At 67.1% G+C, this 22,371-nt stretch carries 18 protein-coding genes; 13 read left to right on the forward strand and 5 right to left on the reverse strand.

Features of this window, described 5'->3' with window-relative positions; translation table 11 throughout:
* Positions 1-134 precede the first annotated feature (134 nt).
* The gene (gene mfd / locus AC13FN_RS01605; RefSeq protein WP_071305702.1) at positions 135-3,599 is read left to right on the forward strand and encodes a transcription-repair coupling factor; all 3,465 of its coding nucleotides are present in this window, start codon (positions 135-137) and stop codon (positions 3,597-3,599) included.
* Positions 3,600-3,645: 46 nt separating this feature from the next.
* Positions 3,646-4,263, forward strand: a complete 618-nt coding sequence (locus AC13FN_RS01610) for an HD-GYP domain-containing protein (protein WP_053442730.1) — start codon at positions 3,646-3,648, stop codon at positions 4,261-4,263.
* 199 nt (positions 4,264-4,462) lie between these two features.
* On the opposite strand, the gene AC13FN_RS01615 is transcribed toward AC13FN_RS01610, so the two are convergent.
* On the reverse strand, positions 4,463-6,556 hold the full coding sequence (locus AC13FN_RS01615; RefSeq protein WP_482984277.1) for a M13 family metallopeptidase: 2,094 nt from the start codon (positions 6,554-6,556) through the stop codon (positions 4,463-4,465).
* Between the two features lie 110 nt (positions 6,557-6,666).
* Here AC13FN_RS01615 and AC13FN_RS01620 point away from each other — a divergent pair, with 110 nt between their 5' ends.
* Positions 6,667-7,452: a hypothetical protein gene (locus AC13FN_RS01620; RefSeq protein ID WP_217015489.1), complete on the forward strand. Its 786-nt coding sequence runs from the start codon at positions 6,667-6,669 to the stop codon at positions 7,450-7,452.
* Between the two features lie 36 nt (positions 7,453-7,488).
* Here AC13FN_RS01620 and gpmA read toward each other — a convergent pair whose 3' ends face one another.
* Positions 7,489-8,238 carry a 2,3-diphosphoglycerate-dependent phosphoglycerate mutase gene (gene gpmA, locus AC13FN_RS01625; RefSeq protein WP_004150217.1) on the reverse strand — a complete coding sequence of 250 codons (750 nt, stop codon included), beginning with the start codon at positions 8,236-8,238 and terminating at the stop codon, positions 7,489-7,491.
* 94 nt (positions 8,239-8,332) lie between these two features.
* On the opposite strand from gpmA, the gene nfi reads away from it, so the two are divergent.
* The gene (nfi, locus tag AC13FN_RS01630) at positions 8,333-9,007 is read left to right on the forward strand and encodes a deoxyribonuclease V (RefSeq protein ID WP_049433890.1); all 675 of its coding nucleotides are present in this window, start codon (positions 8,333-8,335) and stop codon (positions 9,005-9,007) included.
* 38 nt (positions 9,008-9,045) lie between these two features.
* Here nfi and AC13FN_RS01635 read toward each other — a convergent pair whose 3' ends face one another.
* Positions 9,046-10,026, reverse strand: a complete 981-nt coding sequence (locus AC13FN_RS01635; RefSeq protein ID WP_010483164.1) for a cation diffusion facilitator family transporter — start codon at positions 10,024-10,026, stop codon at positions 9,046-9,048.
* 142 nt (positions 10,027-10,168) lie between these two features.
* Complete coding sequence (locus AC13FN_RS01640) at positions 10,169-12,418, reverse strand: TonB-dependent siderophore receptor (RefSeq protein WP_482984276.1); 2,250 nt, start codon at positions 12,416-12,418, stop codon at positions 10,169-10,171.
* Between the two features lie 284 nt (positions 12,419-12,702).
* Here AC13FN_RS01640 and AC13FN_RS01645 point away from each other — a divergent pair, with 284 nt between their 5' ends.
* Positions 12,703-14,118, forward strand: a complete 1,416-nt coding sequence (locus AC13FN_RS01645) for a GGDEF domain-containing protein (RefSeq protein ID WP_482984275.1) — start codon at positions 12,703-12,705, stop codon at positions 14,116-14,118.
* Between the two features lie 99 nt (positions 14,119-14,217).
* Here the strand turns inward: AC13FN_RS01645 and AC13FN_RS01650 are convergent, their stop codons facing one another.
* Positions 14,218-15,447, reverse strand: coding sequence for an MFS transporter (locus AC13FN_RS01650; RefSeq protein ID WP_482984274.1), 1,230 nt, complete (start codon positions 15,445-15,447; stop codon positions 14,218-14,220).
* Positions 15,448-15,525: 78 nt separating this feature from the next.
* Here AC13FN_RS01650 and AC13FN_RS01655 point away from each other — a divergent pair, with 78 nt between their 5' ends.
* The 8 genes from AC13FN_RS01655 (at position 15,526) to AC13FN_RS01690 (ending at position 22,255) form a co-directional block, all read left to right on the forward strand.
* Complete coding sequence (locus tag AC13FN_RS01655; RefSeq protein ID WP_197578370.1) at positions 15,526-15,975, forward strand: winged helix-turn-helix transcriptional regulator; 450 nt, start codon at positions 15,526-15,528, stop codon at positions 15,973-15,975.
* 73 nt (positions 15,976-16,048) lie between these two features.
* Entirely contained in the window at positions 16,049-17,176 is a 1,128-nt protein-coding gene (locus AC13FN_RS01660) for a metallophosphoesterase (RefSeq protein WP_197578371.1), read from the forward strand.
* Positions 17,177-17,310: 134 nt separating this feature from the next.
* A complete protein-coding gene (locus AC13FN_RS01665) occupies positions 17,311-17,994 on the forward strand; it encodes a response regulator (RefSeq protein WP_049433895.1) in 684 nt (227 codons plus the stop codon).
* Positions 17,991-19,370, forward strand: a complete 1,380-nt coding sequence (locus AC13FN_RS01670; RefSeq protein WP_401743506.1) for a sensor histidine kinase — start codon at positions 17,991-17,993, stop codon at positions 19,368-19,370. Before AC13FN_RS01665 ends, AC13FN_RS01670 begins: the two co-directional genes overlap by 4 nt.
* 79 nt (positions 19,371-19,449) lie before the next feature.
* Complete coding sequence (locus AC13FN_RS01675; RefSeq protein ID WP_010483180.1) at positions 19,450-20,286, forward strand: alpha/beta hydrolase; 837 nt, start codon at positions 19,450-19,452, stop codon at positions 20,284-20,286.
* A 1-nt stretch (position 20,287) separates the two neighbouring features.
* Positions 20,288-20,647, forward strand: a complete 360-nt coding sequence (locus AC13FN_RS01680; RefSeq protein WP_012479558.1) for an EamA family transporter — start codon at positions 20,288-20,290, stop codon at positions 20,645-20,647.
* Positions 20,644-21,042: a DMT family transporter gene (locus AC13FN_RS01685; RefSeq protein ID WP_019337581.1), complete on the forward strand. Its 399-nt coding sequence runs from the start codon at positions 20,644-20,646 to the stop codon at positions 21,040-21,042. Before AC13FN_RS01680 ends, AC13FN_RS01685 begins: the two co-directional genes overlap by 4 nt.
* 10 nt (positions 21,043-21,052) lie before the next feature.
* Positions 21,053-22,255, forward strand: coding sequence for a DegT/DnrJ/EryC1/StrS family aminotransferase (locus tag AC13FN_RS01690; RefSeq protein ID WP_482984273.1), 1,203 nt, complete (start codon positions 21,053-21,055; stop codon positions 22,253-22,255).
* Positions 22,256-22,371: the final 116 nt, after the last annotated feature.

Raw genomic sequence — 22,371 nt, forward strand, 5'->3', positions numbered from 1 at the left:
CTGCCCGGCCACGCCTCCCGGTAGTGCCGGCCGCTGGCCGGCATTGCGTTCGCCCAACGGCACGTGAGGCTGCCGGCAAACGGCCGGCTCGACCCACCAGGCTTCGACCGGGCTTCTGCTAAAATCCGGGGTCCATGTCGCGTACCTCATACCCCGCCCCGCCGCTGCCGCGCGCCGGCCAGCTCCGCGCCTGGTGGCGCGCCCCCGCCTCGCCGACCGCCCTGGCCTGGTACCTGGCCCAGGCCGCGCGTGCGCACGACGCCCCGCTGCTGGTGATCGCCCGTGACAACCACGGTGCCAACCAGCTCGAAGCCGACCTGCACACCCTGCTCGGCGGCGACCCGGCCCTGCCGGTGGTCGCCTTCCCGGACTGGGAAACCCTGCCCTACGACCGCTTCAGCCCGCATCCGGACATCATCTCGCAGCGTTTGTCCGCCCTGCACCGCCTGCCCACGCTGAAGCGCGGCCTGGTGATCGTGCCGGTGCAGACCCTGCTGCAGCAGTTGGCCCCGCGCAGCTATGTGATCGGTGGCAGCTTCGACCTGAAGGTCGGCCAGCGCCTGGATCTGGAGGCCGAGAAGCGCCGCCTGGAAAGCGCCGGCTACCGCAACGTGCCGCAGGTGATGGACCCGGGTGACTTCGCGGTGCGCGGCGGCCTGCTCGACGTGTTCCCGATGGGCGCCGAAGAGCCGCTGCGGGTGGAGCTGCTGGACGAGGACATCGACTCGATCCGCGCCTTCGACCCGGAAAGCCAGCGCTCGCTGGACAAGGTCGAAGCCGTGCACATGCTGCCGGGGCGCGAAGTGCCGATGGACGAGGCCAGCATCGCCCGCGTGCTGGCCACGCTGCGCGAGCGCTTCGACGTGGACACCCGGCGCAGCGCGCTGTACCAGGATCTGAAATCCGGACTGGCCCCGGCCGGCGTCGAGTACTACCTGCCGCTGTTCTTCGAACGCACCGCAACCCTGTTCGACTACCTGCCCGACGGCAGCCTGCCGGTGGTCTGTGCCGGTGCCGGCGAAGCCGCCGAGGCGTTCTGGGCGCAGACCGGTGAGCGCTACGAACAGCGCCGCCACGACGTCGAACGGCCGCTGCTGCCGCCGTCGGCGCTGTACCTGTCGCCGGAGCTGCTGCGCGAGCGCCTGAACGATGCCCCGCGCATCGAGGTGTGGTCGGCTGACCACGCGCGCATCGCCGATGCCCATGCGCTGGGTGACCAGCCGCTGCCGCCGCTGCCGGTGGCCGCGCGCGAGGCCCCCGCTGGCGACGCGCTGAAATCCTTCCTCGGCCACTATCCGGGCCGGGTGCTGATCGCCGCCGATTCGCCCGGGCGTCGCGAGGCCCTGCTGGAAGTGCTGCAGGCCGCCGAGCTGAAGCCGCCGGTGGTGGCCGACCTGCCCAGCTTCCTCGCCGACGATGCGCGCTTTGCGATCGCGGTGGCGCCGCTGGAAGATGGCTTCGCGCTGGACGATCCGCGCATTGCGGTGCTGACCGAGCGCCAGCTGTTCCCCGAGCGCGCCGGCAGCACCCGCCGCACGCGCCGTGCCGGTCGCGAGCCGGAAGCGATCATCCGCGACCTCGGCGAACTGACCGAGGGCGCGCCGATCGTGCATGAGGACCATGGCGTCGGCCGCTACCGTGGCCTGATCGCGATGGACGTCGGCGGCATGCCCGGCGAGTTCCTGGAAATCGAGTATGCCAAGGGCGACCGCCTGTATGTGCCGGTCGCCCAGCTGCACCTGATCAGCCGCTACTCCGGTGCTTCGGCGGAAACCGCGCCGCTGCATTCGCTGGGTGGCGAGCAGTGGAGCAAGGCCAAGCGCAAGGCCGCCGAGAAGGTGCGCGACGTCGCTGCCGAGCTGCTGGAGATCCAGGCCCGCCGCCAGGCGCGTGCCGGCCTGGCGCTGCAGGTGGACCGCGCGATGTACGAGCCGTTCGCGGCCGGCTTCCCGTTCGAGGAAACGCCGGACCAGTTGGCCGCCATCGATGCCACCCTGCGCGACCTCGCCAGCAGCCAGCCGATGGACCGTGTGGTCTGCGGCGACGTCGGCTTCGGAAAGACCGAGGTCGCCGTGCGCGCCGCGTTCGCCGCCGCCAGTGCCGGCAAGCAGGTGGCCGTGCTGGTGCCGACCACGCTGCTGGCCGAGCAGCACTACCGCAACTTCCGCGACCGCTTCGCCGACTATCCGATGAAGGTCGAAGTGCTGTCGCGCTTCAAGAGCACCAAGGAGATCAAGGCCGAACTGGAGAAGGTCGCCGCAGGCACCATCGACGTCATCGTCGGCACCCACCGCCTGCTGCAGCCGGACGTGAAGTTCAAGGACCTGGGCATGGTCATCGTCGACGAGGAGCAGCGTTTCGGCGTGCGCCAGAAGGAAGCGCTGAAGGCGCTGCGCGCCAACGTGCACCTGCTGACCCTGACCGCCACGCCGATCCCGCGCACGCTCAACATGGCCATGGCCGGCCTGCGCGACCTGTCGATCATCGCCACGCCGCCGCCGAACCGGCTGGCGGTGCAGACCTTCATCACTCAGTGGGACAACGCGCTGCTGCGCGAAGCCTTCCAGCGCGAGCTGGCGCGCGGTGGCCAGCTGTACTTCCTGCACAATGACGTGGAAAGCATCGGCCGCATGCAGCGCGAGCTGTCGGAGCTGGTGCCGGAGGCGCGCATCGGCATCGCCCACGGGCAGATGCCCGAGCGCGAACTGGAAAAGGTGATGCTGGACTTCCAGAAGCAGCGCTTCAACGTGCTGCTGTCGACCACGATCATCGAGTCGGGCATCGACATTCCCAACGCCAACACCATCATCATCAACCGTGCCGACCGCTTCGGCCTGGCCCAGCTGCACCAGCTGCGCGGCCGCGTCGGCCGTTCGCACCATCGCGCCTACGCGTACCTGGTGGCGCCCGACCGCCGCTCGATCACGCCGGATGCCGAAAAGCGCCTGGAAGCCATCGCCTCGATGGACGAACTCGGCGCCGGCTTCACCCTGGCCACGCACGATCTGGAGATCCGCGGTGCCGGTGAACTGCTCGGCGAAGACCAGAGCGGGCAGATGGCCGAGGTCGGCTTCAGCCTGTACACCGAACTGCTGGAACGCGCGGTGCGCAGCATCAAGCAGGGCAAGCTGCCCGACCTGGATGCCGGCGAGGAAGTGCGCGGTGCCGAAGTCGAGCTGCATGTGCCGGCGCTGATTCCGGAAGACTACCTGCCGGACGTGCACACCCGCCTGACCCTGTACAAGCGCATTTCCAGCGCGCGCGACAGTGATGCGCTGCGCGAACTGCAGGTGGAGATGATCGACCGCTTCGGCCTGCTGCCGGATGCGGCCAAGCACCTGTTCGCCATCGCCGAGCTGAAGCTGAAAGCCAACACGCTGGGCATCCGCAAGCTGGACCTGGGCGAGAACGGTGGCCGCATCGTGTTCGAGTCCAAGCCGAACATCGATCCGATGGCGGTGATCCAGCTGATCCAGAAACAACCGAACCTCTACGCCATGGAAGGGCCCGACAAGCTGCGCATCAAGCACCCGCTGCCGTTGCCGGAAGACCGCTTCAATGCGGCCCGCGCCCTTCTGACCACCCTCGCCCCGGGTTGATCGCCCCCCCGAACACCCCGCACCGGTCCCCACCCGGTGCGGGCGGATGACCATGTTCCCTGACGCCGTACCCGCCCCCGACCTGCTGCACGCGCAGGCCTGCCTGATCGATGCCCTCTCGATGTCGCTGCAGATGCGCGACGCCTACACCCGCCACCACTGCGACCGCGTTGGCCTGCTCGCGCAGCGCCTGGCCACGCACTGCGACCTGGACGACGATGCCTGTTCGCAGATCGGCCTGGCCGCGCGCTTCCATGACATCGGCAAGATCGGCATTCCCGATGATGTACTGCTGGCGCCGCGCCGGCATACCGACGAGGAACGCGCGATCATGCGCGAGCATCCGGTACGCGGCGAACACATCTTCCTGGCCACCGGCCGCAGCGACGCCATGCCTGTGGCGCGGCTGATCCGCGCCCATCACGAGGCCTTCGATGGCAGCGGCTACCCCGACGGCCTGCGTGGCGAGAGCATTCCGCTGGGCTCACGTATCGTCACCGTTGTCGATGCCTACGATGCAATGACCAGCGTGCGCCCGTATCGCGATGCGATGGAGCATGAAACCGCATTGCGGATCATCGAAGCGCAGTCCGGCGGGCTGGTGGATCCCTACGTGCTGCAGCGCTTCCATCGCATGCTGGCGCGGGAACCCGAGCTGGCCTGAGATCTTCCCGACGGTGAAACGACCCGCCGGTAGAGTCGACTGTCAGTCGACTGCTCTTCGTCCAGATCGAGAAAATCCCACGCTGCGCGCGATAGTCGACTAACAGTCGACTCTAACGGCGCGCTCCTCGCGACCGGCCAGAAAGACAAAAGGCCCGGCATTCGCCGGGCCTTTCGCATCACGCATCACGTGCGATCGATCACCAGATCACCACGCGCTTGTCGTCGGCACGCACCATCGCGTCGCCGGCCTTGCACTGGAATGCAGCGGCATAGGACGGCATGTTCGACGGCGCGCCGTTGGCACGGAAGTTGGCCGGCGCGTGCGGGTCGGTGTTCAGGCGCACGCGCAGTTCACCATCGGTGAAGTTGCGGCGCCACACGGTGGCCCAGTTCATGAAGAAACGCTGGTCCTGGCTGTGGCCATCAACCTCGACATTGGCCTTCGGGTCTTCCTTCAGCGCCATCTGCAGCGCGTCGTAGGCCACGGTCAGGCCGCCCAGGTCGCCGATGTTCTCGCCCAGGGTCAGCTTGCCCTTCACGAACACGCCCGGCACCGACTCATAGCCGTCGAACTGCGCGACCAGCTGGTCGGTACGCTCGTTAAAGGCCTTGCGGTCGGCGTCGGTCCACCAGTTGTCGAAGTTGCCGTTGGCGGCGAACTGGCTGCCCGAGTCGTCGTAGCCGTGCATCATCTCGTGGCCGATGACCGCGCCGATGCCACCGTAGTTCAGCGCCGGATCGGCCTTGGCGTCGAAGAACGGCGCCTGCAGGATGGCGGCCGGGAACACGATCTCGTTCTTGGTGGCGTTGTAGTACGCGTTGACGGTCTGCGGGGTCATGCCCCACTCGGTCTTGTCCACCGGCTTGCCGATCTTGTCCAGCATGTAGCGGTAGTTGAACGCACGCGCTGCCTGCATGTTGCCCAGGTAGCTGTCGCCGTTGGTCTGCAGGCCGGTCCACTCACGCCACTTGTCCGGGTAACCAATCTTCGGGGTGAAGCTGGCCCACTTCTCCAGTGCCTTCTTCTTGGTTTCTTCGCCCATCCACGGCAGCTGTTCCAGGCGCGCCTTCAGCGCCTGCGACAGGTTTTCCACCAGATGCTGCATGGCGACCTTCGACTCGGCCGGGAACACGGCGTCGACGTACAGCTGGCCCAGGGCTTCACCCATGCCACCGTTGACCGACTCCAGCACGCGCTTCCAGCGCGGCTGCATTTCCTTCTGGCCACGCAGGGTGGTGCCGTAGAAATCGAAGTTGGCCTTCTCGAACTGGCTGCTCAGGTACGGCGAAGCATCGTCGATGGTGTGGAAGCGCAGGTAGGCCTGCCAGGTGCTGGCCGGCACATCGGCCAGCATCTTGTCCATTTCACCGAAGAAGCCCGGCTGCGCCAGCGAGAACTTCTGTGCGGCCGGCACCTTCAGGGTGTCGAACAGCGCGGTCCAGCTGAAGTTCGGGGTCAGCTTGTCGGCATCTGCGGCGCTGAGCGGGTTGTAGCGCTTGGCCGGGTCACGCATTTCGATGCGCGACATCGAGGCCTTGGCCAGGCGGGTCTCGAAGGCCATCACGGCCTTGGCCTGCTCGGCGGCCTGTGCAGCATCCACGCCGGACAGGGTCAGCACCTGTGCGATGTAGGCCACGTAGGCGTCACGGATCTTGGCCTGCGCGTCGTCGAAGTAGTAGCCCTTCTCCGGCAGGCCGAGACCACCCTGGCCGACGTAGGCGATGACGTTGGCCGAATCCTTGTAGTCGGCATTGGCAAACAGCGAGAACAGCACGCCTTTGCCCTCGGCCTGGCTGTCGCGCAGGTACTGGGTGATGGCGGCGGTGTCGTTCAGCGCGGTGATCTTGTCCAGCTGGGGCTGCAGCGGTGCCAGGCCGGCCGCTTCGATCTTGGCCTCATCGTTGCCGGTCTTCCAGATGTCACCGATCTTGGCTTCCACCGAGCCGGCCTTGGCCTGGCTGGCGGCGGCCTGCTGGACCAGCGCGTGCTGCACTTCCAACGAACGCTCGCGCAGGATCTCGAAGCTGCCCCAGGTGGTCTGGTCGCCCGGCACCGGGTTGGCCTTCAGCCACTTGCTGTTGACGAAGCCATTGAGGTCGGTACAGGCCGAAATGGCCGGATCCAGGTCGGCGCTGTTGAGCGAGATCAGCGGCGTCTTGATCTGCGACAGGTCAAAGGCCGGCTTGGCGTCGGCACTGGCCGCCGGAGCGGTTTCGTTCTTGCCACAGGCCGCCAGCGAGGCAGCGATGGCGATGGTCAGGCCCAGCGGGACCAGGTTGCGGACGTTCATGTGGCTCTCCTGCGGGTAATTTCACAGGGTAGCCGGGGAAGTCGGCAATACGGACCGGCCAAAGGTCACGAGTAACCGAGGGTCACAGACCCTCAATCTATCGTGGCACCATGAACATTGCCCGTTATCCGGTCGCATCCAACTACGTGCCGCCAGCCGCACACTGCTGCAACAAAGGAAAGCACCTAGATATATTCATTCTAGACATGGAAGAAATCATGAAGAACGAAAAGCCATCCAAGGCACCTCGCCGCACTCGACCCACAGGTGAGCTCGAGAAGGAACTCGGCGATCAAATTATGCTTCTGAATCTGGCATGCAATTCATATGATCAGGGGATCGAAGTCGCAGCCAAATACATCTCTGTTTCACTTCGATTGCTACTGAACCACCACGGCCGCCAGCAGTCGCTGCTCGAACAGTTGGGACATCGAAACGGAAGATTCTACAGCTCATGCGCGCCGCTTAACCCGAAAAATCTTCTGGCTGAACACGGACTTGTTGTACTCAGGGTCTCTGCCGATGGAGGCTCATACATTCCCAGAATTGCAGCAGGCTTCTCGCCCAACGGCCCAGTAAGTGTTTCCTTTGAGACTTGGTGGAACACACCCGTCTTGAAAGACTCAAAAGGAAGAACCTTCAATCGGAGAGAGCTGGTAGAGAAGGTAGCCAATACCGACGGAGGAGCTCATGTTGATGCTCAGCTCGACGAGGCTTACATGGAGCTTTCCAGAGACAACTCTCTTGGCTGGACTTTCCAAAATGGCGACATTGCCAGCCCCCTTGCTGGGCGGCCTGAATTGGCATGTATGAGGCAAATTGCACACGAGCTTTTGATCACGCTTGAGAAGCGCTTCCCTCAGCTATTCGAAAACACCAAAGACCAAGCATCATAGGGAAGAAAGGCCGGCTTGCGCCGGCCTTCTGCTTCTTTATTTCGCCTTGCCCTGGTTGGCCACGGCCTCAGCAGCCTTGCGTGCTGCTTCCGGGTCGCCCAGGTAGCGGAACGACTTCACCGTCAGGTCGTCGTTCAGTTCGAACAGCAGCGGGATGCCGGTCGGGATGTTCAGCTCGAGGATTTCCTCGCGCGAGACATTGTTGAGGTACTTGTACAGCGCGCGCAGCGAGTTGCCGTGGGCGGTGACCAGCACGGTCTTGCCGTCCTTCAGCTGCGGCGCAATGGCGTCGTGCCAGTACGGCAGCACGCGGTCCAGGGTCGTGGCCAGCGATTCGGTGCCCGGCAGCGCGTTGCGGTCCAGGCCGGCGTAGCGGCGGTCGTGGATCGGGTGGCCCGGATCTTCCAGGTCCATGGCCGGCGGCGGGATGTCGTACGAACGACGCCACACCTTGACCTGGTCTTCGCCGTGCTTGGCAGCAGTCTCTGCCTTGTCCAGGCCCTGCAGGCCGCCGTAGTGGCGCTCATTGAGCCGCCAGGACTTGTTCACCGGCAGCCAGTCCTGCTCCAGCTCGGCCAGCGCACCCTGCAGGGTGTGGATGGCGCGCTTGAGCACGGAAGTGTGGGCGACGTCGAACTGCAGGCCTTCCTCGCGCATCAGGCGACCGGCGGCGGCCGCTTCCCGGCGCCCCTGTTCGGTCAGGTCGACATCGACCCAGCCGGTGAAGCGGTTGTCCAGGTTCCACTGGCTCTGGCCATGGCGCAACAGTACGAGTTTACGGGTCACTGCAGGGTCTCCAACGCGAGGAAAGGCAGGCCGCCATTGTAGCCCCGGGCGCCACTCACCGGGCCGTGGCGCCGCGCATGCGATGCTGCGGCCAATGAATACGGTGATCGATCCCGGACGCTGGGAAGGCAGCGTCGCCACTGCCCGCGCGCAGCAGATCCAGCTTGCCGGCCGCGTGGAGCGCCAGGACCGCTTGCCCCGCGACATGCGCTGGCTGGCCGGGCTGGATGTCGGCTTTGAAGACAACGGCGCCATCACCCGCGCCGCGGCGGTGCTGCTGGATGCGAAGACGCTGCAGCCCGTGGCGCAGGAGATCGCGCGGATTCCTACGGTGATGCCCTACATCCCCGGCCTGCTCAGTTTCCGCGAGCTGCCGGCGCTGCTGGCGGCACTGGCGCTGCTGCCGCAGGCGCCGGATCTGGTGTTCGTCGATGGCCACGGCATCAGCCATCCGCGCCGGCTGGGCGTGGCCGCGCATCTGGGCGTGGTCACCGACCTGCCGAGCATCGGCGTGGCCAAGTCGAAGCTGGTGGGCCGGTTCGTCGAGCCGGGCGCCGAGGCCGGTGCACATACGCCGCTGTTGGATGGCGATGAACAACTGGGCTGGGTGCTGCGCAGCAAGGTGCGCTGCAAGCCGCTGTTCGTGGCCGGCGGCCATCGGGTCAGTGCCGATACCGCGCTGGCCTGGGTGCAGCGCACCCTGCGCGGTTACCGGCTGCCGGAGCCGACCCGGCTGGCGGATCGGCTGGCCTCGCGACGGGACGAATAGCTGCGGCGGGCATCGCCCGGCACGCGCGTCACCTTCGATCAGCGATGCACGTGACCGCGATGGCCCTGCGCGTCCTCGCCGTGGTCATGGCCCTCATGGCCCTCGTGCTCGCCGCCCTTGGCCGGCACCGGCTCACCACAGGCTTCGCCGCAGTGGTCCGCTTCGATCTGCAGTGTCACGTGCTCGATGCCGAAGTCATCGTGCAGGCGCCCGCCCAGTTCACGGCGCAGCGCATCGGCATCGGTGCCGTCGCGCATCACGATGTGCGCGGTGAGCGCTGGGGTGCTGGAAGCAAGCGCCCACACGTGCAGGTCATGCACATCCAGTACCGCGGCGTGGCCGGACAGGCTGTCACGTACCCTGGCCACGTCCATGCCCTTGGGCACGCCTTCCAGCAGCACGTTGATCGCCTCACGCATCAACACATAGGTGCGCGGCAGCACCCACAGGCCGATCAGCACCGCCAGGATGGGATCGATCGGCTTCCAGCCGGTCCACTTGATCAACAGCGCACCCGCAATCACCGCCACCGAGCCAAGCATGTCCGCCCACACTTCCAGGTAGGCGCCCTTCACGTTGAGGCTCTCGCCGCTGCCGGCCTGCAGCAGGCGCATCGAGATCAGGTTGATGACCAGGCCCGCCGCGGCGATCACCAGCATGCCCGACGAGGCAATCTCCTGCGGCTCGCGGAAACGCCCAATGGCCTCCCACAGGATGTACCCGGCGACCACGAACAGCATCGCACCGTTGATCATCGCGCCCAGCGCTTCCAGGCGCGCATAGCCGTAGGTGCGGCGCGCGTCGGGCGGGCGACGGCTCAGCCGTACCGCGACCAGCGCGATCATCAGCGCCAGCGCATCGGTGGCCATGTGCGCCGCGTCGGACAGCAGCGCCAGGCTGTTGGTCCAGAACGCGCCCACCACCTCGACGACGAGGAAGGTGGAGGTCAGGCCGAGCGCCCACCACAAGGGTTTCTCGTGGCGGATCTCGGATGGCAGGTGATCGTGGTCGTGGCCCATGGCAACAGCTCCTTTGCGATGCGGTGCAGGCTACGCCGTGCTGGCGGGGGAGACTATTACGATGTTTATAACATTGCAGGCGTACCGGTCCGGAGCCGCCAGGCATGCCTGGCGCGCCCCGTGGAACGACGCCGGCCTGGGGTCAGAACCCGAAGCGCAGGCTGGCCCAGTACGCGCGACCCGGCTCGTTGTAGGTCGCCGCACCGGCATCGCTGCTGTTGGCCTCGCGGAACAGGCGCTTGTCGGCCAGGTTGTTGACGCCAAAGCCGAAGCTGACCGTCTCGGTCACATTGTAGCGCGCGCTCACGCCCCAGATGTTGTACGCACCGCGATCCTGCAGTGCGATCGACGGGTCGCAGGTGCCGGTGCAGCGCGGGTCGTTGTTGATGTTGGTGGTGGCCGGTTCCTGCTTGCCGTAGAACGTGCCGGTCAGCAGCAGCGACAGCTTGTCGGTGGCCTGCCAGTCCAGCATGGTGTTGATGGTGTACTTCGGGATCACCGACAGCGGCTGGCGCGTGGTCTTGTTCTCGTTCTCGACCATGTAGGTGAAGTTGTTGCTCCACTTCAGGCGGCTGCCCTGCTCGCCCAGCAGCGGGATCACCAGGTTGCCTTCAAGCCCCTGCACGATCGCCTTGGGTGCGTTCTCCCAGCGGAAGATGCGGCCCTTGGTGTCGGCGGTCAGCCCGATCTGGGTGTAGCCGGCCTGGATCTTGTCCTTGTAGTCGTTGTGGAAGTAGGTCAACGACGCCTGCCAGCCGCTCTGCGGTGCCCACTCGATGCCCAGTTCCTTGTTCAGGCTGGTTTCCGCCTTCAGGTCCGCGTTGCCGCGCATGTAGCAGCCGGCGCCCAGGCTCGGCAGTGCATTCGGGCAGCCATTGCCACGGGTGTAATACAAATAGTCCGGATTCGACTGGTACAGGTTCGGTGCCTTGAATGCACGGGCGATACCCCCCTTCACCACCCAGTCGCTGTTGATGCGGAACTGCGCATTGAGGCTGGGGCTGGTGTTGTTGCCGAACTGGCTGTGGTGATCGAAGCGCAGGCCCGGGGTGACGATCCAGCGCTCACCCAGGTAGATGTTGTCTTCGACGAATACGGCGGTGGTCTGCGCATCGGACTTGCCGCGCGCGCGATCGGCCGACAGCCCCGGAATGCCGCCGCCGCTGCTGCTGGACTGGCTCATCGAGTACGGGTCGGTCAGGCGGCTGTCCAGGTACTCGAAGCCCAGCGTCCAGATGTTCTCGGCGCCGCCCAGCGTGGACGGGAAGCTCACTTCGCCGTCCAGTTGGTAGTTGCGCAGGCGCGAGGTCGACCAGTCGGTGCCGTTGAAGCTGCCCTCCGGGCCACCGGCCAGGCCTTCGTTGATGCGCGAGTTGTTCACCGCCTCCACTGCCGCCGTTACCCGCGAGGTCACATCACCCCAGCGGCCGCGATGGGTGATCGCGCCGGTGTTGCGGTACATGCGGTTGGTCTCGGCCTGCTGCTCGGCCAAGGCCCCCAGATCGATCGGTGTCGAGGTGCCGGTGGTGCTGACCGCGCGGTCACCTGCATAGATGTTGCCCTGGCGGCTGGTGCCGGCTTCGAACTCGACCACCTGGTTGGCGGTCACGTCCCAGCGCAGCAGCGCATTGATGTCGCGGTTCTTGACGCCCTCGCGGCCGGCCGGCGGCACCGCGTTCGGATTGGTCGCGAAGTCACGGTTGAGTTCCAGCGAATCGGCGTCGGTCTTGTTGAGATTGCCGTACAGGCGGAACGACAGGGTGTCGGTCATCGGCCCGCTCAGCTGCAGGCCGACGCGCTCGCTGCCGCCTTCGGCGCTGTGCTCGGGCACCAGGCCATACAGGTCGACCGCACCGGTCAGGTCGCCGGTCGGGCGCTTGGTGATGATGTTGACCACGCCGCCAGAAGCACCCGAGCCATAGCGTGCCGCTGCCGGTCCGCGCAGCACTTCGATGCGCTCGATCATTTCCGCTGGCACCCAGTTGGTGTCACCGCGGGTATTACGCTCGCCGCTACGCCCCATGCGCACCGCATCGCGTGCGCCGATGCGCTTGCCATCGACCAGGATCAGGGTGTTTTCCGGGCCCATGCCGCGCAGATCGATCTGGCGGTTGTTGCCGTACTGGCCCGAGGCACTGTTGCCGGTCAGGTTGACGCCGGGCATGGTGCGCAGCAGTTCGGCGATGTCGTTGGCCGGCGGGCGCCGGGCGATGTCCTCGGCGGTGATGGTCGAGGTACCCAGTGCCTGGCGCGCGATCTGCGAGGCGGTGACGTGCACCGTGTCGATATCGGTGGCGTCGGTTTCGGCCTGGGCGGTCAGGGCGCTACCCGCCAGCAGGGCGGCAACGGCAAGCGCCAGCGGGCGCGGCGAAAGGACAACGGCAGGAGACATGATCAGGACCTTCTGGCAGGGCTACGGGGCCTCTGGCAAAGGGCTTGAGGCAACGACGAGGGAGGCGGAGCAGTCCTGCAGGCACCTGCAGCCCGTTCCGTGCGCGCATTCTCCCACCAATGCGAGTGATTCTCAAATGCGTTCACTCATTGCCGCAGCGGCGCCGATGTGGTTTGCGCACCGTGCAACCCTGCACCGCGCGTAAACTGGCCGGCTAACCCGCCATCAACCGTACGCCGCCGCGGCCGATACCCGTGGTTTGCCGTACGCAGTCAGAGATCGACGTGGAACCACCCCAATTGGACGATGCCAGCCAGCCGCTGGCCGAGGCCTGGCAGCATTACCTGCTGCAGGCCGGCCCTGCCGCCACCGCGCTGCTCAGGGCCGCTGCCACCGATGCCCCACCCGCGCTGGCCCAGCGCTTTTACGAAGTGCTGCTGCAGGACGGGCGTGCACGCCGCTTCCTGTCCCACGACCAGGTCAAGCAGCGCCTGCAGCCGGCCATGCAGCGCTGGCTGGTGCAACTGCTGACCACCGACGCCTCCGGCATCGCCACCACCGTCGCCTCGCAGCGGGTGATCGGCGACGTACACGCGCGGGTCGGCATCCCGGTCGACCTGGTCACCCGCGGTGCGCGCGTGCTCAAGCACGAGCTGTTCGTGCGCCTGCGCGACGACGCGCCCGACAGCGCGACCGCGTTCGCCGCCATCGACTGCCTCAGCGCGATCATGGACATCGCCATGGAAGGCATGACCCTGGCCTACACCCATGCGCGCGAGCGCTCCACCCGTGCCGACGCCGCCTACCGGCTGTTCTCGCTGGTACAGAACGTCGGTACGGAACGCGAGCGTCAACGCGCACTGCTGCTGGACTGGGAGAACGCCCTGCTGTACGCACTCGCCGGTCATGTGCAGGCCAGCGACAACGCCAGCCTGGCCACCTCGGAGTTCGGCCTGTGGTTCACCCATAAGGGCATCCCCAGCTTCGGCGAAAGCAGCGAAACGCAGCAGGTGGGCCAGTTGATGGCCCGCATTGACGGCCACCTGCAGCGCGCGAGCGGCGATGCACCGGCGCAGCGACTGGCGGTACTGCCGGCCATCCGCGAGGATCTGGCTGCCATCCGCACCCTGATGACACTGCTGTTCGAGCGCATCGGCGAACTGGATGCCGGCAGCGATGCGCTGACCAATCTGCTCAACCGTCGCTTCCTGCCTACAGTGCTGCGCCGGGAAATCGAGCTGGCCACGCGCAACCGCACACCGTTCTCGCTGCTGCTGCTCGACCTGGATCATTTCAAGGCAATCAACGACGGCCATGGCCACGATGCCGGCGACCGCGCGTTGCAGCACGTGGCCGGCCTGCTCGGCCAGCTCACGCGTGGCAGCGACTACCTGTTCCGCTATGGCGGCGAAGAATTCGTGGTGGTGCTGGTGGCCGCCAGCGAATCGCAGGCGACCGTGATCGCCGAGAGCCTGCGCCGGCAGATCGCACAGTCGCCGGTAGCGCTGGCCAATGGCCAGGTGCTGGAACTGACCGCCAGCATCGGCGTGGCCGGTCACGATGGTCATCCGGATTACGAGCGGCTGATGGCACGTGCCGACGCCGCGATGTACGAAGCCAAGCGCAGCGGCCGCAACCGCGTGGTGGTGGCCAGCGAGGCATTGCAGGAAGCCCCCGGGCGGCGTGCGTTGCAGCGGTAACGCCGCGCGGCAGGCACCAGAGTCGACTGCCAGTCGACTATCGCGCGGAGCGCTGGCTTCTCGCGCTCCGCGGCAAGAGCAGTCGACCAACGGTCGACGCTACCGACAGCCGACGCCACCGACACCAACGTCAGCCGCTGCTTTCACCGCCACCACCCACCATGCTGCCCACCACAGCAGCGCCAGCAACGCGATGCCTGCCCCCAGCAGGCACACTGCGGGCCAGCCATGCCGCACCTGCATCCAGGGCCCCGCCGCCGCTCCTGCACCACTGCCCACCGCATAGAACAGCATGTACAAAGCCACCAGGCGCCCATGCTGTTCTGCCGGTGCACGCAGCAGCAATGCCTGGTTCGAAACATGCAGTGCCTGGCCGCCGAGGTCGAGCACGACCACACCCAGCAGCAGCAAGGACAGCGATTGCGGCAGGCCCAGCAGCGGCCACCACGCGACCAGCATCAGCAGCAGCGCGCCGAGGCTGACCCGATGTGCGAAACCGCAGTCCATCCAGTGCCCGACCCGCGCCGCCATCAACGCACCGACCACGCCGGCCAGGCCGAGCGCGCCGATGGCTGCGGTCGACCAGTGCAGCGGCGGTGCCGACAGCGGCAAGGGTGCCGCCGCCCAGAACACGTTGAGGCCGGCAAACAGCAGCACCGCCAGCGGCCCGCGCTCGCGCAGCGTCCGATTCCGGCGCAGCATGCCCAGCATCGAGCCCAGCATCGAGCCCAGCAGCTCGCGCCAGCGTGGAGGGACCAACGGCACCGGTACTGCGGGCAAGCGCCGCCACAGCAGCGCCGCCAATGCCGCCATCACCACCGCGGACAGCAGGTAGACCCTCTGCCAGCCAAAGGCCGCCGCCACCGTACCCGACACCACGCGCGCCAGCAGCAGGCCGATGAACACTCCGCCCTGCACCACGCCAACCATGCGACCGCGCTGCTCGGGCGGTGCCAGCGTGGCGGTGTAGGCGATCAGGCCCTGGGTCAGCGCCGTGCCCAGCAATCCGGCCAGCAGCATGCCCGACAACAGCCAGCTCGCCGTGCGCGACGCCGCCAGCCACAACAGGGCCAGCACCAGTGCGATCAGCTGCAGCCGCAGCAGGCGTCGCCGGTCACCGCGGTCCGCCAGCGGCAGCAGGCCAAGCAACGCCAGCACGCTGCCGGCCTGGGTGGCCGCCAGCACCGCGCCGGCCACGGCCCGGTCCAGTGCAAAGGCGCGTGCAAGCTGATCCAGCAGCGGCTGAGCGTAGTAGACATTGGCAACGCTGGCGCCGGCGGCAACCGCAAGCAGGACCAGCAGCGGACGGGGAAGAGATGCGGCACTCATCTTGTAGTTGCAATTTGAAACCGGGTGCAGGCTATCGCCATTGGTTTTAAACTGCAACCACATTCGGAGATACCCAGCATGCGCACCGACAGCCCCTGTCCTGTAGCCCGCAGTGCCGACCTGCTCGGTGACCGCTGGGCGTTGCTGGTGATCCGCGACGCGTTCGACGGCATCACCCGCTTCGGTGATTTCCAGCGCAGCCTCGGCGCGGCGCGCAACATCCTCAGCGACCGCCTGCGCCGGCTGGTCGAGGCCGGCATCCTGCAGCTGCGGCCGGCCTCCGATGGATCGGCCTACCAGGAGTACGTGCTCACCGCCGCCGGCCAGGAACTGTTCCCGCTGCTGGTCGCGCTGCGCCAGTGGGGAGAGCGCCATCGCTTCGGTACGGGCGAAGCCCATTCACAGCTGATCGAATTGGCGACGCGGCGGCCGCTGCCCTACATGCAGCCACGTGGGCGCGACGGCCAGCCGCTCCAGCCCGCCGCCGCCCGCGTGCGCAAGCTCAAGGACGACGGGCGCGACGCCTGACACGCCCATTCGCGCACACCGACGAACGCCCGCGCCGGTTAGCATCGGGTTTTTCCGCCGCTGGATGCCGCCGATGTCGCGCTATCGCCCTTCCCTGCTGACCGCCCTGCTGTTGCCGCTGCTGGCCTGCGCCACAGCAGCCACGCAGGCCCGCGAGGTTGCCGCGCCCGCCGACCACGTGCAGGCCGATGGCCCCTATGTGTTCCGCCAGGGCAACCAGTTGCAGGCCAGATGGATCTGCGACGACAAGGTCGAGTCGCACACGCTTGCCTCCGGGGCAGCAGGTACCGATATCGCCCCGCGCTGCGGCTACGAACACAGCGTGCACGTGGCTGCACCCAATGCACCTTCGATCTCCGTGCTGCCGGCCGTGCCGCGCATCGTTGCGCTGTCCGACATCCACGGCCAGTACCGGCTGCTGGTGCGCCTGCTGCGCGCCCACCAGGTCATCGACGCACAGGACCGCTGGGCGCTGGGCAAGGACACCCTGGTCATCGCCGGCGATGTGTTCGACCGTGGCCCGCAGGTGACCGAGGCGTTCTGGCTGCTGTATGGCCTGCAGCAGCAGGCGGCCGCCGCCGGTGGCGCAGTGCACTTCGTGCTCGGCAACCACGAGACCATGGTGCTGTACGACGACCTGCGCTACGTCAATCCGAAGTACCTGCGCAGTGCCCAGCTGCTGGGGCGCAGCTACCCTCAGTTGTATGGCGCCGACTCGGTGATCGGGCAGTGGCTGCGCACCCGTCCGGTGCTGCTGAAGATCGGCGACACCCTGTTCCTGCACGGCGGCATTTCGCCCGAGGCAGTACAACTGGCGCTGGACCCGGCGCGCACCAACGCGGCCTACCAGGCCACGCTCGGCCTGGCCAAGGCCGAAGTGAAGGCCGATCCGGCCACCGCACCGCTGTATGACGGCAAGACCAGCCCGATCTGGTACCGCGGCTACTTCGATGGGCGACTGGACACCGCAGGGGTGCAGGCCGTACTCGACCGCCTGCAGCTCACGCGCATCGTGGTCGGCCATACCTCGATGCCGCACGTCAGCAGCTTCCATGGCGACCGCGTGATTGCCATCGACAGCAGCATCAAGAACGGCGAGAACGGCGAACTGCTGTTCATCGAGGATGGCAGGCTCAGCCGTGGCCTGCTGGATGGCTCGCGGGTGCCGCTGGCGCTGGGTGAGCCGGGCCTGCAGGACTGAATGGAGGGACAGCGCGACGGCACCGGGCGGTGGCGGCCCGCTCCACCTTCACCCGGTTTGCGGCTACCCTCGGCAGCCGAGAGAGGCCCACCCCGTCCATCCGGTGGGCCTGACTGTTACAGGAGCCCCCGCGCATGCGCGTTCTGATTGCTGAAGACGACCCGGACATCGCCTCCGGCCTGTGCGCCTCGCTGCGCCGCCAGGGCCATGTGGTCGACCACGTCGACAACGGCGCGCACGCCGACGCCGCGCTGGGCTCGACCCAGTACGCGCTGCTGGTGCTGGACCTGGGCCTGCCACAGCTGGATGGCCGCGACGTGCTGCAACGCCTGCGCCAGCGCGGCGATGGCCTGGCGGTGCTGGTGGTGACCGCCCGCGATGGCCTGGCCGAGCGCGTGCGCGTGCTCGACCTTGGCGCCGATGACTACCTGGTCAAGCCGTTCGCACTGGACGAATTCGAAGCGCGCGTGCGTGCGCAGCTGCGCCGGGTCACCAGCAATGGCAACCCGGACCTGCGCATCGGCCGCCTGCGCATCGACCTGGCCGGGCATCGGGTATGGATCGACGACCAGTCGCTGGAACTGACCGCGCGCGAGTTCGGCCTGCTGTCGGCACTGGCGGTACGCGCCGAGCGCATCGTGTCGCGCGCGCAGCTGGTGGAAGCGCTGTGCGACTGGGGCCAGGACCTCACCGACAACGGCCTGGACATTGCCCTGCACCGCCTGCGCCGCAAGCTGCAGCCCGGCGGCATGGGCATCCGCACCGTGCGCGGGCTGGGCTACATGCTGGAAGACGCGCAGGACGAAAGCGCCCCGTGATCAGTGGCCCCCCCAGCCTGCGTCGGCGCCTGCTCGCCTTCCTGGCGTTGCCGATGCTGGGCCTGCTCACCTTCAACACGATCCTGGCCTATTACGTTGCGCTGGACTATTCCAACCGCATCCACGACCGCAACCTGATTGACGATACGCACTCGTTCGCGCAGATGCTGAGCACCATGCCGGTGACCAGCGACCTGTCTCCGCAGGCGCGCTTCCTGATCGAATACGACCCCGACGGCCATCGTTATTTCAACGTCGACAGCAGCCGCATGGGTACGCTCAGCGGCAATGCAGACTTCAGCCCGTACGCCCCTTCGCAGGACTGCACCGGCGTGCATCCGGCGCTGTACGACGGCAACCTCAATGGCCAGCAGGTGCGCATGGCCACCGTCTGCACGCAGGCGATGAACGATCCGCAGGACCAGCTGGCGGTGACCGTGGCCGAGAGCATGGCCGACCGCCGGCAGCGTGCGCGCGAGATCCTGATGATCATCATCCCGCTGATGACCATGCTGGCGCTGGGTACCGCGGCGCTGGTCTGGTTCGGCGTGACCTACGGCCTGCGCATTCTGACCCCGCTGAGGACCCGGCTGGCGCAGCGCCGCGGCGAACTGGCGCCGATCTCCGATGCCGACGTGCCGGAAGAGATCCAGCCGCTGATCAGCACCATCGACGATCTGTTCGCGCGCCAGGCGGAAATGATCACCCTGCAGAACCGCTTCATCGCCGATGCCGCACACCAGCTGCGTTCCCCATTGGCGGGCATGGCCCTGCACGTGGACCAGGCGCTGGCGCACGGCGACCCGGAAACGGTGCGCGAGGCACTGCAGCACATCCGCCGGCTCAACCAGCGCACCGCGCGGGTCAGCACCCAGCTGCTGGCACTGAGCCGGGCGCAGACCGTGCCGGAAACGGTCGAGGCATTGGATCTGGGCGTTCTGGTACCGCAGTGGGTCGGCATGCGGGTACCGGAAGCGATCCGTGATGGCATCGATCTGGGCTACCGCGGCAGCCCCCATCCGCTGCGTGTACTCGGCAACGGCGCCATGCTGCAGGAGGCGCTGGACAACCTGATCGACAACGCCCTGCGTTATGCCGGCCGCAATGCGACTGTCACGGTGGGCGTGCATGCGCTGGACGACAATGATGTCGAACTGTATGTGGAAGACAACGGTCCCGGCGTGCCCGACGACGTGATGCCACGGCTGGGCGAGCGCTTCTTCCGGGCGCCGGGCACCGCTGCCAGCGGCACCGGCCTCGGCCTGGCCATCGCGCATGAGGCGGTGGAGCACTTCGGCGGCCGCCTGAGCTTCCTGAACCGCCCCGGTGGCGGCTTGAAGGTCGCCATCACGCTGCCGCTGCTGAAGGCGCCCTGACCCGGCCCGGGGCGCTGAAAGGCTGGCGAAAATCGCGCTTGCGATCCTGCCATCCCCACTGCCGTCCCGGAGCCGCCAGGTGACCGAATCGCACGACTTCTTCCTCCCCGGTGGCCCACAGGGCGTGCTGCTGGTCCATGGCCTGACCGGCACCCCGGCGGAAATGCGCATGCTGGGCAAAGGGCTGAACAACGCCGGTTTCACCGTGCACGGCGTGCAGCTGCCCGGCCATTGCGGCAGCGTGGATGACCTGCTGGCAACCACCTGGGAACAGTGGTATCAGGGCGTGGAAGATGCGGCGGCAACCCTGCGCGGCAAGGTCGACCAGCTGTTCGTCGGTGGCCTTTCGATGGGCGCAGTGCTGTCGCTGGCCCTTGCTGCGCGTCGTCCCGAGTGGGTGTCCGGCGTCGGCGTATACGGCGCCACCTTCCGCTATGACGGCTGGAACATCCCCGCCGTGGCCCGCTTCTCGTTCCTGCTGCCGTGGTTCAAGCGCTTCAACATCGGCCGCGACCGCATGTTCATGGAAGAACCGCCGTACGGCCTGCGTGACGAGCGCCTGCGTGCGCAGGTGAGCGCCGCCATGCTGTCCGGCGACAGCGCGGCGGCCGGCCTTCCGGGCAACCCCTGGCACGCGCTGGCCGAGATGCGCGCCCTGAGCAACTGGACCCGCCGCCACCTGCACCAGGTCACCGCACCGTGCCTGGTGATGCACGCCCGCGAAGACGACGTGGCCAGCATGGGCAACGCCGAGCTGGTGATGTCGCGGGTCAGCGGCCCGAAGGAGCTGGTGGTGCTGGAAGACAGCTACCACATGATCACCATCGACCGCGAACGCCGCGACGTGATCCGCCGCAGCGCGCGCTTTTTCACCGAGATCGGTGAACGCACGGGCGTGCTCAAGGCGGTGGCCTGAAATGGGGGCACTTGCCACGCTGCTGTGGCTGGCCAATGTGGTACTCGATACCGGTGGCCAGCTCGCCTTCAAGGCCGCCGCCAGCGATCCGCAGGAAGGCGAAGGACTGCAACGCTGGAAACACATGCTCAGCCGCCCCTGGCTGTGGATCGGCATCGCCTGCTACGTGCTTGAGTTCGTCGCCTGGATCGCGTTCCTGTCGCTGGTGCCGTTGTCCAAGGGCGTGCTGCTCGGCTCGATCAACATCGTCGCGCTGATGATCGCCGGCCGTTTCCTGTTCCGCGAGAAACTCACGCCGCTGCGGGTGACCGGCATGTTGCTGGTAACCGCAGGCGTGGCGGTGGTGGGGGCCGGCTCATGAGGCGCCTCTATGTCATCGGCTTCCCGCTGCTGATGGCCTTCGACACGCTGGCCCAGCTGTGCTTCAAGTACGCCGGTGATGCCGCGCTGCCGGTCGAGGCCAATACCGCGTGGCTGCTGCGCGTGCTGTCGCAGCCGTGGGTGTACGGCGCCATCCTCGGCTACGTGGGTGCATTCTTCACCTGGATGAGCCTGCTGCGGCATGCGCCGATCGGCCCCGCATTCGCCGCCTCGCACCTGGAAGTGATCAGCGTGCTGCTGCTGTCGGCGTGGCTGTTGAACGAGCCGCTGACGCTGCACCATCTGCTCGGTGCGGTGCTGATCGTGGCCGGCATCGTCTGCCTCGGCCGCGCGGAAGCCGACGACCCGCACAGCCCCGCCGAAAGCGCTGCGTGAGCACGCTGCGATGAGCCTGTTAGCGCGCGAACTGCCCCCGACGGCTGGCCTGCCGATGCAGGCCAGCGATTTCCTGCCCGGGGGTGGCGACCTGCGCGACGTCCTGGCCAGCCAGCTCGGCACACCGCCGCTGCAGCTGACCTGTTCCGGTACGCACGCGCTGCTGATCGCGCTGCGTACGCTTCGCAAGCATGCACCCAAGCGCGACACCGTGATCCTGCCGGCCTATACCTGCCCGCTGGTGCCGATCGCGGTGCACAGCCTGGGCCTGCGCGTGCAGCTGTGCGATACCCGCCACGGCCATTTCGACTTCGACCCCGGCCAGCTCAAGCGCCTGGCCGATGCGCGCACGCTGGCGATCCTGCCGACCCACCTCGGCGGGCGCATCGCCGATGTCGAGCTGGCCTGCGAGGTTGCGCGCGGCGCCGGCGCCTGGGTGATCGAGGATGCCGCACAGGCGCTCGGCGCACGGGTCGGCAACAGCAGTGTCGGCCTGCGTGGCGATATCGGATTCTTCAGCCTCGCCGCCGGCAAGGGCCTGAGCCTGCACGAAGGCGGCCTGCTGGTCAGTCGCGATGACGAGCTGCGTGCCGCGCTGGCCGAACATGCCGCCGAACAGGTGCGCTTCAGCCTGCGCTGGGAACTGCTGCGCAGTGTGCAGCTGCTCGGCCTGGCCGCCTGCTATCGGCCATCGCTCCTATCGCTGGTGTATGGAAATCCGCTGCGCAGTGCGTTGCAGCGTGGCGACCTGGAAGAAGCGGTCGGTGACATTTTCCCGCTGGAAATTCCGCAGCACCGGGTCAGCCAGTGGCGGCAGAACATCGGTGCCCATGCCGCGCGGCGATTGCCTGCCTTCCTGCAGGCCGGACGCCTGCGTGCATTGCAGCTGCGCGTGCAGCTGGCACAGCTGCCAGCCGTTGAGGTGGTCGACGGCCTTGCCGGTAGCGGTGGCACCTGGCCGATGCTGATGCTGTTGCTGCCCAGCCAGCGCGCCCGCGATGCCGTATTGAAGGACCTGTGGCCACGCGGGCTCGGCGCCAGCCGCATGTTCATCCATGCCCTGCCCGGCTATGCCTACCTGCGCGGCATCGTGCCGCAGGACGACATGCCCAACGCACGCGACTTCGCCGCACGCATGCTGACCCTCGGTAACAGCGCCTGGCAGACCCGTGAAGAGACGGCCGGAATACTGCAGGCCCTGGCCCGCGCGTGACTTCAAGACGCACGGATGGACTGCGCCTCACGCATTCATCCATGCACCTTCCTGAACGTTTTCCCAGCCCGTCAATGAAGCCTTTCAACAGGAAAGGAACGAGAAAGGCTGCCTGC

The sequence above is a fragment of the Stenotrophomonas sp. 115C5 genome (assembly GCF_056861055.1).